Genomic DNA, 14,651 nt, shown 5'->3' with positions numbered 1-14,651 from the left:
AGTGTAACTAAAGGTTCAGATTGACATTATTCAGACATGACTGGCCGTGTAACGATTACACCGCGAGGGATGTTCTGCTTCACGTTTGCAGAGGACGCTCACCCGCTCCCCTTGAATGCACGCCGCTTTTCCGCAACACTAGTTAGTGTGTAAACGCTTACCCCTATAAGAAGGTATTGAATGGCGACAATTAAGGATGTGGCTCGTCTGGCCGGTGTTTCCGTCGCGACCGTCTCCCGCGTGATCAACAACTCCCCTAAAGCGAGTGATGCATCACGCCAGGCCGTGCAGGACGCCATGGAAAACCTGAATTATCACCCTAACGCCAACGCACGCGCCCTTGCCCAACAGTCGACAGAAACCATCGGGCTGGTGGTCGGGGATGTATCCGATCCGTTTTTCGGTGCGATGGTCAAAGCCGTAGAACAAGTTTCTTATCACACCGGTAATTTCCTGCTGATTGGTAATGGCTACCACAATGAACAGAAAGAACGCCAGGCCATTGAGCAGTTGATCCGTCATCGCTGTGCGGCGCTGGTGGTCCATGCCAAAATGATCCCCGACGCCGAGCTGATCCATCTGATGAAACAGATGCCGGGGATGGTGATTATCAACCGTATTATTCCCGGATTTGAAACCCGCTGCGTGGCGCTCGACGACCGTTACGGCGCATGGCTCGCAACCCGTCACCTGATCCAGCAGGGCCATACCCGAATTGGTTATCTGTGCTCCAACCACCCAATTTCCGATGCGGAAGATCGCCTTCAGGGCTATTACGACGCGCTGCGCGAAGCCGGTCTGCCGTGCAACGATCGTCTTGTGGCGTACGGAGAACCGGATGAGAGTGGCGGCGAGCAGGCGATGACGGAGCTGCTGGGCCGCGGGCGGAATTTCACCGCCGTGGCCAGCTATAACGACTCCATGGCCGCCGGCGCGATGGGCGTGCTGAATGATAACGGGATTGACGTCCCGGCAGAAATTTCGCTGATTGGCTTTGATGATGTGCTGGTGTCGCGCTACGTGCGCCCTCGCCTGACCACCGTGCGCTACCCGATTGTGACCATGGCAACGCAGGCGGCAGAACTGGCGTTAGCGCTGGCCGAGCATCGCCCGCCACCGGAAATTACCCACCTGTTCAGCCCAACCTTAGTGCGCCGTCACTCGGTGGTATCGCCCGCGGAAGCCGTGAGCGAACAGCGATAGAGATGGACGGTTTTATCCGGGTATTCCAGGGCATCACCGATGTAGTGCCAGCCGTAACGTTCGTAGAAGTCGCGGCAGGCAGACCAGAGATGAAGCTCGTGATACCCGGCGCGTCGCGCGTAGCCGATAACATGCTGCTGAAGTTTTCCCGCCAGCCCGTTTCCCCGCGCGGCTTCATCGACATACAGCGCAGCCAGCCAGGGATGAAGATCCTGCCGGGAAATTAAATCGCAACGCCACAACCCAACGGTGCCCAGCAGCTGGTCATCCTCAACGGCAATAAAGGTGAGCGGTAACTCGCCTGGCGTCAGGCTGTGCTCGACAATGCTCTGGAAAAAGGCACGCGGCATACCTTCACCAAACGCGTTCCAGATCCAGTCGATCACCTGCTGTGTAAACTGCGGCGCAGCGTGAAGCGGCAGTATATTCACACCAGCTTCCCCTGGAAAAGAGGGACCGATTCGAAGAGATAGCCGTCAAAATCGGGCGCGTCTTCGTCTGACAGCTCGAGCAGGCTCTTTTTGACGTTTTCAAGATGCTGGAACATCGCCTGCCACGCCCCCATCACGTCGCGGCGGCGGAGCGCAGCGAGAATGGTTTGCCTGTCTCCGAGCCACTTCAGGCGCCAGGCGCGGCTGGCGATATGGCCATTGAACTGCTGCCACAGCGGACTGCTGTCCATGTGATGCCAGACGCTCTCAACCGTCGCCAGCAGCATCTGGTTTTGTGTGGCCCCAGCCAGCACCAGGTGGAACATTTTGTTGTTGTCCTGGCTGCGATCGTCGACGGCAATCGCCCGTTGCTCTTGCTCGATAATGCGGCGCAGGTTGTCGATGTCCGCCCGTGTCGCCATTTTTGCGGCAAAGGCAGCGATGTTGCTTTCAAGCAGTTGACGCGCCTGGAGAATTTCAAACGGCCCAACGTCACTGTTCAGAAAACGCTCTTCCTCGTTTTCATGCTCTTCCGGAATGCGCATCACGTACACGCCTGACCCCTGGCGAATATCCACCGTCCCCTGAAGCTCAAGCATCAGCAGCGCCTCGCGCACGATAGTGCGGCTGACGCCATACGTCTCGGCGATGTTGCGCTCCGGCGGCAGACGCGATCCCACGGGATAATGCCCCTGGATAATCTGCGCCCGTAAATCCTCGCCAATCTCCTGGTACTGTTTTTTTTCCGGCAGGATGACAGCCTTATCCACGTTTTCACCTGTGTTTTTCAGTTAATGCGCGGGCCGGACGTCCTCCCGGCCAGTTTGTGCGCTATTTTACCAGAAGGCTTACTTCCATTCATCGTCTACCCTGAGCGTCAGCACACGCTCATCGCGCAGCTGGCGGAACCAGGACGCTGATTTCTTTGCCCGCCGTGCGCGTTGATTTTCAAGGTCGATCTCAATCAGCCCGTAGCGGTTTTTAAACGCGTTCATCGGGGAGACATTGTCGGTGAAGGCCCACAGCATATAACCGTGACAGTTCGCCCCCGCCTCCCGCGCCAGCAGCGTGTAGTAGAGATGTTCGCTGATAAACGTGATGCGGTACGTGTCGTCAATGACACCGTCACGATTGCGATACTGCACTTCGTTCTCCACGCCCATCCCGCTTTCCGCCACAAACCAGTCAATGTTGCGATAGTCGTTTTTAATCCGCATCGCCATGTCGTAAATAATGCGCGGAAAGATCTCCCAGCCGCGGGAGGTGTTCATACGCCGTCCGGGCAGCTCAAACGGCTCGTAGTAGTACGCCGGATGGAACGGCGTCTCCGGGTGCCAGGCGCGGGACGGGGCTTTGACGCGATGCGGGTAATAGAGGTTAATGCCCAGCTCATCGACGGTGTTGTCGGCAATCAGCGCCAGCTCGTCAGCCGTGTAGTCCCACTGCACCTGATGCTGCGCCAGCAGGGTAAAGAGCGCCTGCGGATAGCGCCCGTGCACCAGCGGGTCGAGAAAGACGCGGTTGTAGAACAGATCGTACATCTCTGCCGCTCGCACGTCATGCGGCGCGCGGGAGCGCGGATAGGTCACTTCCGGGTTAAGAATACAGCCCACCGTGCCGTCATACCCTTTCTCGCGAAACAGCTTCACCACTTTCGCCGTCGCCAGCACCTTATGGTGGTTCCACTGCATCCAGGTGCTGGTGCTCTGCTCATAGGGCCAGCGCAGCGCGTCAAGGTAGACGCGCGTCTGGACCACAATCGGTTCGTTGAAGGTAAACCAGCGGGTGACTTTGCCGTGAAAGCGCTCAAATACCTTTTCTGCATAGCGAACGAACAGCTCGACGACGTGCTTTGACGCCCAGCCGCCGTAGGTCTCCAGCAGCACGCCCGGCAATTCGTAGTGTTCCAGGCAGATCATCGGCTCAATGCCCTGACGGTGCATTTCATCGAACAGCGCGTCGTAATACGCGGCGTACTCTTCATCTACCGTCGCATTTTCATAGTCGGTTAAAAAGCGCGACCAGTTGATCGAGGTGCGATAGTGCGTCAGTCCCGCCTGCTTCATCAGCGCTACATCTTCGCGGAAGCGATTGATAAAGTCGGTTGCCACCGCCGGACCATAGCCGTTGTGCCAGACGTGACGATCGTTCATGTACCAGAGATCGATCCACGAATCCTGCCCCGGCTTTTTGCCGCTCCAGCCCTCGGTCTGCCAGGCCGATGCCGCCGCACCCAGAATAAAATCTTGCGGTATGGCTATCTGTTTTGTGCTCATCGTATCCTCATGCGTTATCGGTGGCTTGTTGCAGTGCGGCCTGCTCTGCGCGGCGTGAAGCAATTTTCACAAACGGCAGATAGATAATCACCGCGGTCACGATGCAGATAAACTGGGTGATCACCGCCCCCATGGAGCCCGCCGTTGACAGCCAGGCGTTGATCAGCGGCGGCGTGGTCCAGGGCACCATCACCACGGCTTTCCCGGCAAATCCGGTCACGGTGGCAAAGTAGCCAATCGAGCCCGTCACCAGCGGCGTGATGATGAAGGGGATAGCCAGGATCGGGTTGAGCATGATTGGCATACCGAAGATCACCGGCTCATTGATATTAAAAATACCCGGCCCGATGGAGAGCTTGGCTATCTCCTTCATCTCTTTACGTTTGGTGGCAATCATGACGGCTATCAGCAGGCCGATGGTCAGGCCGGAGCCGCCGATGCTCATATAGACGTCCCAGAACGGCATGGTGATGATGTTTGGCACCTCTTTGCCCTGCTCGAACGCGCTCATGTTAACGGTGATTGCCCCCAGCAGCAGCGGCTCGCGGATCGGCTTGATCATCTGGTTGCCGTGAATACCAATCACCCAGAACAGCTGGGCGACAAACATCAGCAGAAGGATCCCCGGCAGGCTTTGCACCACGCGCTCCAGCGGCTGTTGCACCACCTGGTATACCGCGTCGTAGAGATACATGCCGGTAATCTGATGAAACACGAAGCCAAAGGTGGCGATGGCGGTGGTGGTGATAATGGCCGGGATCAGCGCAGAGAACGACGCGGCAACGTTCGGCGGCACCGTGTCCGGCATCCTGATTTTCAGCCCCTTGCGGTTTTCCAGCCAGCAGTAGATCTCCACCGACAGGATGGCGATAAACATACCGAGGAACAGGCTGCGGGTATCTGAGAACTGGCGCAGCAGCACATCTTTCACCACGTGCATCTCACCGTCCACCAGCATTTCCACCGTGGTCGGCGTCACGCAGATAAAGCAGATCACCGCCAGCAGGCCGGGGAACAGGGACTTAATGCCGTTAATACGCCCCAGCTCAATGCCGATTAAAAACACCGCGCCGATGTTGAGAAAGTTCAGCGTGGCATAGTTGAGCGCGCTGGTGATCGGCTTTAAGGCCGCGAGAAACGACAGCGACTGAAAGCTCGCCAGACCGTTTTTCGGATCCAGCACCATATTGGAGATCAATACCGAGAACGCCCCCACTATGATGACTGGCATTAAGGTAATAAACGCAGACTTGATCGCCTGGATATAGCGATAGCTGTTGAAGGTAGTGGCAAAACTGCCCAGAGCGTCGATCAGTTTTTCCTGAAATGCCATAGGGTAATACCTCAGTAAAAGGGCTTTTATTGAATAAGGTGTACAGCCGGATACTATTGGTATGCCAAAAATAGCGTCCACAGGCGATTTGTTCTGTGATTAAGCTCCCAACGCCGTTAGAGGTATTCCAGATTATGATTTATCACCATTTTGGTATACCAATGGCAGGCATTTATTCCGCGGGCGAGGATCGTTACTGAAAAGCGTGATCGTTATGGGGTTTTGTCCTTCCCACGTCGCTTATGCGCCGGATGGTCTGTGTTAAACTGCAAACCATTACGTGGAAACAGGAATTTCGAATGGCAACAATGCTGGATGTCTCACTGCGTGCGGGCGTGTCGAAGGCCACCGTTTCGCGCGTGCTGAACGGCACAGGTCAGGTTAAAGAGAGCACGCGCCAGCAGGTATTTCGCGCGATGGAGGAGCTGGGCTATCGTCCGAACTTTCTCGCGCGCTCGCTGGCTAACCAGACCAGCAACAGCATCGGTCTGGTCGTCTCGACGTTCGACGGATTTTACTTTGGTCGTTTGCTACAGCAGGCGTCACGGCAGACCGAAACGCACGGTAAACAGCTGATTGTTACCGACGGTCACGATGCCCCTGAACAGGAAGAACTGGCGGTGCAGATGCTCGCCGACCGCAAGTGCGACGCCATCGTGCTGTACACGCGTTACATGAGCGAAAAGACGATCCTGAAGCTGATCAACAGCGTGCAGACGCCGCTGGTGATCATTAACCGCGAAGTGAGCCAGGCGGCGGATCGCTGCGTCTTCTTTGAACAGCAGGACGCAGCCTTCAAAGCGGTGGATTACCTGATAAGCCAGGGCCATCGGGAGATCGCCTGTATCACCGTCCCGATCCACACCCCAACGGGTAAAGCGCGGCTGATGGGCTACCGTAAGGCGCTGGAGAAGCACGGTATTCGTCTTGACGAGCGGCGGATTAAATACGGCGATGCAGGCATGACGCGGGGTTACGAGTTGTGCAAGGAGCTGATTGCGGAAAAGACATCGTTCAGCGCCCTGTTTGCCTGTAACGATGACATGGCCCTGGGCGCCTCCAAAGCATTACACCAGGCCGGGCTGAAGATCCCGCAGGATATTTCGCTGTTTGGTTTTGACGATGCCCCCAGCGCAAAGTGGCTGGAGCCTGCCCTGTCGTCGGTGTATTTGCCGATCGACAACATGATCGTCACGGCGATCGACCAGGCGATCCGGCTGGCAAAAAACCAGCCGGTTGAAGCGATCCCACCGTTCACCGGCACGCTGGTATTACGCGATTCCGTGACAACAGGCCCCTGGTTTAATCAGACCAGCTCTAACGCCAGCAGCTCCTGAATGGTCTGGCGACGGCGAATCAGCCGCGCCACGCCGTTATCAAACAGCACTTCCGGCAGCAGCGGACGGCTATTATAGTTCGAAGACATAGACGCCCCGTACGCACCGGTATCATGCAGCACCAGATAATCTCCCGGTTTTACCTCTGGCAGCGAACGGGTTTCGACTTTCCCGCCTTCCTGCTGAGTAAAGACGTCACCGGATTCACACAGCGGGCCGGCAACAACGGTCTCGATGCGCGGGGCGTTGACCAGCTCGCGGCCATCGGCGGCAAGCGCGGTGATGTGATGATAGCTGCCGTACATGGACGGGCGCATCAGGTCGTTGAAGCCAGCATCAATCAGCACAAAGTGACGGCTTCCCATCTCCTTCACGCTCCGCACCTGCGCCACCAGCACGCCAGCTTCGGCGACCAGGAAACGACCCGGCTCAATCTCCAGCTTCACCGCATGGCCCAGATGAGCGGCGATGCTGTCACGCGCGGCGCTCCACAGGCCGTAATAGTGATCCGTGTCGATCGCCTCCTCCCCTTCGCGGTAAGGGATCGAAAGCCCTCCCCCGGCGGAGATCGCCTCCAGATCCTGACCAAAATCGATAACCTGACGCACCATCGCGCCACAAACCTGCTCAAGATGGCCGTAATCCACGCCGGACCCGATATGCATGTGAATGCCCACCAGCTTGAGGTTGTAGCGTTGTAAAACCTCCAGCGCCGCAGGCATATCGGCATACCAGATCCCGTGCTTGCTGTTTTCGCCCCCGGTATTGGTTTTCTGACTGTGACCGTGACCAAAGCCCGGGTTGATGCGCAGCCAGACGCGATGGCCAGGAGAGACCTGCCCAAGCTGTTCCAGCATATCCACCGAACCGGCATTGACCGGGATTTGCAGCTCATGCACGCGCGCCAGCGTGGCGTCGTCTATCAGGTCAGCGGTGAAGACGATCGCGTCGCTGTCGGCTTTCGGATCAAACCCGGCCGCCAGCGCACGTTCGATTTCACCCAGCGATACGGAGTCAACCTTCACGCCCTGCTCGAGCATCATGCGCAGAATATGAATATTGGAGCAGGCCTTCTGCGCAAAACGCACCACGTCAAACTGATGCAGCGCGGCGATTTTCTCGCGAACAATCTGCGCATCGTAGACCCACACCGGACAGCCGAATTCGGCAGGCAGGCGCAGCAGGTTATCGGCGTTTAAATCGGTTTCGGTCTGGTTGAGCGGGCGTGGCATGGTCGTCTCCGGTATTCTGTTTTTTATCATTACGCCACAGCCTGAAGAGAATAAAAAATATCGTTTTATCGTGAGTCTATGCAAAAATGATATGGACCACGCTCAGCCATCAGGTGCCCTATGCCCGCCGTTAACCTACGCCATATCGAGATTTTTCATGCGGTGATGACCACCGGCAATCTCACTGAAGCCGCGCAGATGCTGCACACCTCGCAGCCGACGGTCAGCCGCGAGCTGGCGCGTTTTGAAAAAGTGCTGGGGCTGAAGCTGTTTGAACGCACCCGCGGCAGGCTGCATCCAACGGTGCAGGGTTTACGTCTTTTTGAGGAGGTTCAGCGCTCCTGGTACGGGCTGGACAGGATCGTGAGCGCGGCGGAGAGCCTGAGGGAGTTTCGCCAGGGCGAGCTGTCCATCGTCTGCCTGCCGGTCTTTTCTCAGTCATTCCTGCCGGTACTGCTACAGCCGTTTCTGGCCCGCTATCCGGAGGTCAGCCTGACCATCGTGCCGCAGGAGTCGCCGCTGCTGGAGGAGTGGCTTTCGGCCCAGCGCCACGATCTGGGTCTGACCGAAACCCTCGTCACGCCAGCGGGAACGGAACGCACGGAGCTGCTCTCGCTGGATGAGGTCTGCGTGCTGCCTGCCAGCCACCCGCTTGCTTTCAAAGCAGTTCTGACCCCGGCAGATTTTCACGGTGAGAACTATATCAGCCTGTCGCAGACCGACAGCTACCGGCAGCTTCTGGATGGCCTGTTTGCCGAACATCAGGTGAAGCGGCGGATGGTGATGGAAACGCACAGTGCGGCATCAATTTGCGCGATGGTGCGCGCGGGCGTGGGTATTTCGGTGGTGAACCCGCTCACGGCTATGGACTACGCCAGCAGCGGCGTGGTTCTGCGCCGTTTTAGCGTTTCCGTTCCCTTTACCGTAAGCCTGATCCGCCCGCTGCACCGGCCCGCCTCAGCGCTGGTTGATGCCTTTAGTGAACACCTGATTGCGCACGCGCGTCAGGTGGCGCTTCGCTTACCTGACCTGCAAAAACCTTTATGACAGCATAAACTCCACCGCATCCGCGGCATGGATGGCGGCGGTATCAAAGACCGGTATCGGGCTTTGGTCTGCCGGCACCAGCAGGCCAATTTCGGTACAGCCGAAGATGACTCCTTCCGCCCCCTGCTGCGCCAGTTTCTCAATCACGCTGACGTACCAGGCGCGCGAAGCTTCGCTGAAGGTGCCGAGGCACAGTTCATCAAAAATAATCTGGTTAATGCGCGCCCGGTCTGCCTCCTCCGGGATCAGGCTTTCAATCCCGAACTGGCTACTCAGCCGCCCGCGGTAAAAATCCTGCTCCATGGTGTAGCGCGTCCCCAGCAGCGCCACGCGCGTCATGCCGGCGGCACGTATGGCACGCCCGGTGGCATCCGCGATATGTATGAACGGCAGCGAACAGCGGTCTTCAATATGCGACGCCACCTTATGCATGGTGTTGGTACACAGCAGAATACCCTGCGCGCCCGCACGCTCCAGGCCAAGTGCGGCGTCTGCCAGCATTTGCCCGGCTTTGTCCCACTCCCCGCTCGACTGGCAGGCTTCTATTTCATGGAAATCCACACTGTGCAGCAGCAGGCTGGCCGAATGCAGACCGCCCAGACGCTGTTTGACGCCTTCATTAATCAGGCGGTAGTACGGGATCGTTGATTCCCAGCTCATGCCCCCTAACAGACCGATCGTTTTCATCTTTCCTCCTGTACGTTTCACCCAGTGAAGCAAACTTGTGATCGCCTTTCCACTTATTTGGCTAAACGTTTTCTTTTCGCTGCGGCTGAGATAAGTTAAATGAAACAATGTTTCATTACATAACAGGGCGAAAATATGTTTATTTTCCATAAAGAGACCACGCTTGACGATTTGGGCAACGGCGTGACGCGTCGTATTCTGGCGCACGATGGCAGGATGATGGCGGTGGAAGTGAATTTCGAGCAAGGTGCGATTGGCCCGCTGCATAACCACCCGCATGAGCAGCTCACCTACGTTCTCTCGGGGGAATTTGAGTTCACCATTGGCGAGGAAAAGCATGTGGTGACGGCGGGCGACACTCTCTATAAAAAGCCGCACGTGATGCACGGCTGCGTTTGCCTCAAACCCGGCACCTTGCTGGATACCTTTACGCCGGTACGCGAGGATTTCCTGAAATAAAAAAAGGCGCTCATCAGAGCGCCTTTTTTCATGTTATTCCGTAACCGGCTCAGGAAGTTGTTCCGGCAGCGGGTTGCGGGAGCGCATTGCTTCGCGCAGCAGCACGCTGCCACAGGCGAACAGCCCACCCAGAATACCCGCCAGCAGCACGATCAGTGCTTTGCCCGGGCCATCTTTTTTCACCGGCATAGAAGGAGAGAGCTGGTATTTGAACGGCTCCAGGCTCACGTCTTCGAAGGAGAGTTTTTGCAGCTGCGCCAGATAGTATTCGCGGTTCTGGAAATCGGCGTTCAGCTCAGAAACATCCTTCAGATTTTTTTCAATCTGCAATTTCTGCGCAATCCCGTCCGCGCCGAGCGCGACGGAGTAATCCGGATCGTCTTTCACCGCCTGTCCGTTACTGTAAACCGGCTTTTTGATCCCTGCCGCGTTCGCCACTTCCAGCGAGTAGTTAAGGCGTTGCAGGTTGGTATTGTGGATATTGGTCAGTCGAACCCGATCCAGCTCCAGCTGCTGCTGAACCGTTTTGGTTCTCAGGATCAGCTGATCGCGGATGTTTTGCATGGTCTCCTGCTCGACAATGCGGGAAATGTACTGAATGTAACCATTCAACACTTTCTGCGCGTCCTCTGCCGTTGGGGCAGTGAAGCTTAACGTCCAGGAGAGATACGGTGCTTTATCAGCATTTTTTTCCTGGGTGTTATCAATAGCCTTCATCTTTTCGGCGATATTGACCACCGCGCGGTGCAGCTCCAGCGGGTCAACCTCGGCGCCATCGAGCTGAGCCATCACGTAAGGAGAGCTCTTCATGTACTCTTCAAGCAGGGACTGAGACTGAAACTTTTTGATAAACAGATTAAATACATCCGCACGGGTAACTTTAACGTCCACATCAAGCACCTGCAGCGTCACCATCATCTGGCGCAGCGAACTCCACTGCGTCTGTTCCGCTGGCGTAATGACCGCTTTACTGGTCCATTTTTGCGGTATCAGGAAGGCGATTGCCAGGCCGACCAGTGCAAATGCAAACACAATGGTAATGATGCGTTTTTTTGCTGCCAGCAGGACGTCCAGCAGACCCAGGAGATCTATTTCTTTAGCGCTGACCGCCGGGGGAGCATAGTGAGGAAAGTTGAGATCCGTATGTTGTTTGAAATCCATTGCTGACATAACTGTTCTTCTTTTAAGGATGCAGTGAAATTCTGCCTGACTGGTTCCGGTTTGAGAAATCATACAAGAATGTAAGAATTATCTGAATGCCGAATTGGTACATCTGTAGACCTGCTATCAGATCTGGTAGTTAGCCACGCTGCGTGACTATTGTTTTTCCCGTTTCCACTTGTGCTTCGTATCGCCTCCTCGCAGCCCCGACGAACGTCCGTGAAAAGGCAAAAATGCCACCTCCCTCACTATATTGAAACAGCGTTTCGACGCTGATCACATTTCCATCATTAAGCGAATGACGCAGAAATAAATCGCAATAATATAAAATAAAACGATGTTTTAGTATCCAAGAACGGCGGTTCAGCTCTTTTGAAACCCAACGCATTTAGCGCAAAGAGGAAGGCAAAAAAGCGTTAAAAAACAATTTTATATTTAGCCGACGCCAGATATTGCACCCTAAAACTCAGCTCTCATGCCGCGCGATGCTGGCCTGGGAAGATGTAACAAAGCAGATTCCGTTTTAAACCATTGATCGCCAGGTAGGTATGTATGAATGAAAACAAGCTGCTGGGGCTCGCATGGATATCACCCTACATCATCGGGTTGATACTCTTTACGGCATTCCCCTTCGTCTCATCATTTTTCCTCAGCTTTACGGATTACGATTTGATGAGTCCGCCGGTGTTTAACGGCATCGAAAACTATCGCTACATGTTTACCGAAGACACGCTCTTCTGGAAATCAATGGGCGTGACCTTTGCATACGTATTTTTAACCATTCCGTTAAAGCTCGCCTTCGCATTAGGGATTGCCTTTGTCCTGAACTTTAAATTACGCGGCATCGGATTTTTCCGTACTGCCTACTATATTCCGTCGATCCTCGGCAGTTCCGTCGCCATTGCCGTATTGTGGCGCGCCTTATTTGCCATCGATGGCCTGCTGAACAGCTTTATCGGCGTATTTGGTTTTGACCCGGTGAACTGGCTGGGTGAACCGTCACTGGCACTAATGTCCGTTACCCTGCTGCGCGTCTGGCAGTTCGGTTCCGCGATGGTCATCTTCCTGGCCGCGCTGCAAAACGTACCGCAGTCCCAGTATGAAGCGGCGATGATCGATGGCGCATCGAAATGGCAGATGTTCATGAAGGTGACCGTGCCGCTGATTACGCCGGTGATCTTCTTCAACTTCATCATGCAGACCACGCAGGCGTTCCAGGAATTTACCGGGCCGTACGTGATCACCGGCGGCGGGCCGACCTATTCGACCTACCTGTTCTCGCTCTACATCTACGACACCGCGTTTAAGTATTTCGATATGGGTTATGGCGCGGCGCTGGCGTGGATCCTGTTCCTGGTGGTGGCCGTCTTCGCCGGTATCGCCTTTAAGTCGTCGAAATACTGGGTGTTCTACTCCGCCGATAAAGGAGGCAAAAATGGCTGATATTCAACAACTCTCCACGGCAAGAAGCATCGCCGAACGCGAAGTAGCCCGCACGCTGCGCAGAGAGAAAATCAACGCCACCGTTCGCTATGCGATCCTGCTGTTTGTCGGCCTGCTGATGCTTTACCCGCTGGTGTGGATGTTCTCCGCGTCGTTCAAACCGAACCACGAGATCTTCACCACCCTGAGCCTGTGGCCTGCCCATGCCACCTGGGACGGCTTCATCAACGGCTGGAAAACCGGCACCGAGTACAACTTCGGCCACTACATGCTGAACACCTTTAAGTATGTGATCCCGAAAGTGATCCTGACCATTATCTCCTCCACCATCGTGGCGTATGGCTTTGCCCGCTTCGAGATCCCGTGGAAGAAGTTCTGGTTCGCCACGCTCATTACCACCATGCTGCTGCCAAGCACCGTGCTGCTGATCCCGCAGTACCTGATGTTCCGTGAGATGGGCATGCTGAACAGCTATATGCCGCTGTACCTGCCGCTGGCCTTCGCCACCCAGGGGTTCTTCGTCTTCATGCTGATCCAGTTCCTGCGCGGCGTCCCGCGTGACATGGAAGAGGCGGCGCAGATTGACGGCTGTAACTCCCTTCAGGTGCTGTGGTACGTGGTTGTGCCGATCCTTAAACCGGCCATTATCTCCGTCGCCCTGTTCCAGTTCATGTGGTCTATGAACGACTTTATCGGGCCGCTGATTTATGTCTACAGCGTGGATAAATACCCGATTGCACTGGCGCTGAAAATGTCCATCGACGTCACCGAAGGGGCGCCGTGGAACGAAATTCTGGCAATGGCGAGCATCTCCATTCTGCCATCCATCATTGTCTTCTTCCTGGCACAGCGCTACTTCGTACAGGGCGTCACCAGCAGCGGAATTAAAGGTTAAGAGGGAAATACCATGGCTGAAGTTATTTTCAACAAGCTGGAAAAGGTCTACTCCAACGGTTTTAAAGCGGTACACGCTATCGATCTTAAAATCGCCGAAGGGGAATTCATGGTGATCGTCGGACCATCCGGCTGCGCCAAATCCACTACTCTGCGCATGCTGGCGGGACTGGAAACCATCAGCGGCGGCGAGGTGCGTATCGGCGACAAGATCGTGAACAACCTCGCGCCGAAAGAGCGCGGGATTGCGATGGTGTTCCAGAACTACGCCCTCTATCCACACATGACGGTGCGCGAGAATCTGGCCTTTGGCCTCAAGCTGAGCAAGTTGCCGAAAGATCAGATTGAGTCCCAGGTGAATGAAGCCGCCAAAATTCTTGAGCTTGAAGAGCTGCTCGACCGCCTGCCGCGCCAGCTTTCCGGCGGCCAGGCGCAGCGCGTGGCGGTAGGCCGTGCGATTGTGAAAAAGCCGGATGTGTTCCTGTTCGATGAGCCGCTTTCAAACCTCGACGCCAAACTGCGCGCCTCGATGCGTATCCGTATTTCCGACCTGCACAAGCAGCTGAAGAAATCCGGAAAACCGGCCACCACCGTTTACGTGACCCACGACCAGACCGAAGCGATGACCATGGGCGACCGCATCTGCGTGATGAAGCTCGGCCATATCATGCAGGTGGATACGCCGGACAATCTCTACCACAAGCCGAAGAACATGTTCGTAGCGGGCTTTATCGGCGCGCCGGAGATGAATATACGCAAAAGCGTGCTGGTCGAAAAAGCGGGACAGCTGCACATCGCCATTGGTGATGAAAGCATGCCGCTGAACGCGGAGAAGCAGGAGAAAGTCGCCGCTTACGCGGGTAAGGAGATCTTCTTCGGCGTGCGCCCGGAATTTGTGTCGCTCTCTGATGAGCCCTTCCCGAACGGCGGCTGTAGTGGGGAGATGGTGCGCGTTGAGAACATGGGCCACGAATTCTTTGTGTACCTGAAGGTCGCGGACTACGAACTGACCGCCAGAATCCCGTCCGATGAAGCTAAACCAATGATTGATAAGGGACTTCATCGTAAGGTGTATTTCACGTTTGATATGAATAAGTGTCATATTTTTGACGCAAAAACTGAACAGAACCTCTCTCTCTGATGGAGTG

General features: G+C 55.7%; 14 protein-coding genes. 7 read left to right on the top strand and 7 right to left on the bottom strand.

The genetic code is table 11. The annotated features are described in order from the left end of the window. Nucleotides 1-180: 180 nt before the first annotated feature. Nucleotides 181-1,203 (top strand): HTH-type transcriptional regulator GalR, encoded by a 1,023-nt coding sequence (galR, locus tag C3451_RS11930; RefSeq protein ID WP_003862806.1) that lies wholly within the window; start codon nt 181-183, stop codon nt 1,201-1,203. Here the strand turns inward: galR and C3451_RS11925 are convergent. The 4 genes from C3451_RS11925 to C3451_RS11910 all read right to left on the bottom strand — a co-directional run bounded on the left by C3451_RS11925 (nt 1,158) and on the right by C3451_RS11910 (nt 5,243). After that, complete coding sequence (locus C3451_RS11925) at nt 1,158-1,634, bottom strand: GNAT family N-acetyltransferase (RefSeq protein WP_023306858.1); 477 nt, start codon at nt 1,632-1,634, stop codon at nt 1,158-1,160. The genes galR and C3451_RS11925 overlap by 46 nt on opposite strands. Further along, nucleotides 1,631-2,404 (bottom strand): GntR family transcriptional regulator, encoded by a 774-nt coding sequence (locus tag C3451_RS11920; RefSeq protein ID WP_022649243.1) that lies wholly within the window; start codon nt 2,402-2,404, stop codon nt 1,631-1,633. The genes C3451_RS11925 and C3451_RS11920 overlap by 4 nt, the downstream gene beginning before the upstream one ends. Before the next feature lie 78 nt (nt 2,405-2,482). Further along, the gene (locus C3451_RS11915; RefSeq protein ID WP_045620842.1) at nt 2,483-3,910 is read right to left on the bottom strand and encodes a glycoside hydrolase family 1 protein; all 1,428 of its coding nucleotides are present in this window, start codon (nt 3,908-3,910) and stop codon (nt 2,483-2,485) included. 7 nt (nt 3,911-3,917) lie between these two features. Beyond that, nucleotides 3,918-5,243 (bottom strand): PTS transporter subunit EIIC, encoded by a 1,326-nt coding sequence (locus C3451_RS11910; protein ID WP_003862812.1) that lies wholly within the window; start codon nt 5,241-5,243, stop codon nt 3,918-3,920. Between the two features lie 299 nt (nt 5,244-5,542). On the opposite strand from C3451_RS11910, the gene C3451_RS11905 reads away from it, so the two are divergent. Beyond that, nucleotides 5,543-6,580: a LacI family DNA-binding transcriptional regulator gene (locus C3451_RS11905; protein WP_023298518.1), complete on the top strand. Its 1,038-nt coding sequence runs from the start codon at nt 5,543-5,545 to the stop codon at nt 6,578-6,580. Here C3451_RS11905 and lysA read toward each other — a convergent pair. Beyond that, nucleotides 6,550-7,812: a diaminopimelate decarboxylase gene (gene lysA, locus C3451_RS11900; RefSeq protein WP_045620841.1), complete on the bottom strand. Its 1,263-nt coding sequence runs from the start codon at nt 7,810-7,812 to the stop codon at nt 6,550-6,552. The two genes, C3451_RS11905 and lysA, sit on opposite strands and share 31 nt — an antisense overlap. Before the next feature lie 120 nt (nt 7,813-7,932). On the opposite strand from lysA, the gene C3451_RS11895 reads away from it, so the two are divergent. After that, a complete protein-coding gene (locus tag C3451_RS11895; RefSeq protein ID WP_022649247.1) occupies nt 7,933-8,859 on the top strand; it encodes a LysR family transcriptional regulator in 927 nt (308 codons plus the stop codon). Here the strand turns inward: C3451_RS11895 and C3451_RS11890 are convergent. Continuing rightward, nucleotides 8,854-9,546 carry an aspartate/glutamate racemase gene (locus tag C3451_RS11890; RefSeq protein ID WP_045620840.1) on the bottom strand — a complete coding sequence of 231 codons (693 nt, stop codon included), beginning with the start codon at nt 9,544-9,546 and terminating at the stop codon, nt 8,854-8,856. The two genes, C3451_RS11895 and C3451_RS11890, sit on opposite strands and share 6 nt — an antisense overlap. Nucleotides 9,547-9,681: 135 nt before the next feature. Here C3451_RS11890 and C3451_RS11885 point away from each other — a divergent pair, with 135 nt between their 5' ends. Next, the gene (locus tag C3451_RS11885) at nt 9,682-10,005 is read left to right on the top strand and encodes a cupin domain-containing protein (protein ID WP_045620839.1); all 324 of its coding nucleotides are present in this window, start codon (nt 9,682-9,684) and stop codon (nt 10,003-10,005) included. Between the two features lie 33 nt (nt 10,006-10,038). Here C3451_RS11885 and wzz(fepE) read toward each other — a convergent pair whose 3' ends face one another. Then, nucleotides 10,039-11,175, bottom strand: a complete 1,137-nt coding sequence (gene wzz(fepE) / locus C3451_RS11880; protein ID WP_023298520.1) for an LPS O-antigen length regulator Wzz(fepE) — start codon at nt 11,173-11,175, stop codon at nt 10,039-10,041. A gap of 543 nt (nt 11,176-11,718) precedes the next feature. Here wzz(fepE) and C3451_RS11870 point away from each other — a divergent pair. From C3451_RS11870 to C3451_RS11860, 3 genes are read left to right on the top strand one after another with little or no spacing between them, the layout of a single operon-like run. Continuing rightward, nucleotides 11,719-12,609, top strand: coding sequence for a sugar ABC transporter permease (locus C3451_RS11870; RefSeq protein WP_003862825.1), 891 nt, complete (start codon nt 11,719-11,721; stop codon nt 12,607-12,609). Continuing rightward, nucleotides 12,602-13,504 (top strand): carbohydrate ABC transporter permease, encoded by a 903-nt coding sequence (locus C3451_RS11865; protein WP_022649251.1) that lies wholly within the window; start codon nt 12,602-12,604, stop codon nt 13,502-13,504. Before C3451_RS11870 ends, C3451_RS11865 begins: the two co-directional genes overlap by 8 nt. Before the next feature lie 12 nt (nt 13,505-13,516). Continuing rightward, the gene (locus C3451_RS11860) at nt 13,517-14,644 is read left to right on the top strand and encodes an ABC transporter ATP-binding protein (RefSeq protein WP_032626059.1); all 1,128 of its coding nucleotides are present in this window, start codon (nt 13,517-13,519) and stop codon (nt 14,642-14,644) included. Nucleotides 14,645-14,651 lie beyond the last annotated feature (7 nt).

The sequence above is a fragment of the Enterobacter sp. 301B genome, assembly GCF_003850715.1.
Taxonomy (GTDB): Bacteria; Pseudomonadota; Gammaproteobacteria; order Enterobacterales; family Enterobacteriaceae; genus Enterobacter; species Enterobacter intestinihominis.
This window is presented reverse-complemented; position numbering and strand designations above follow the sequence as displayed.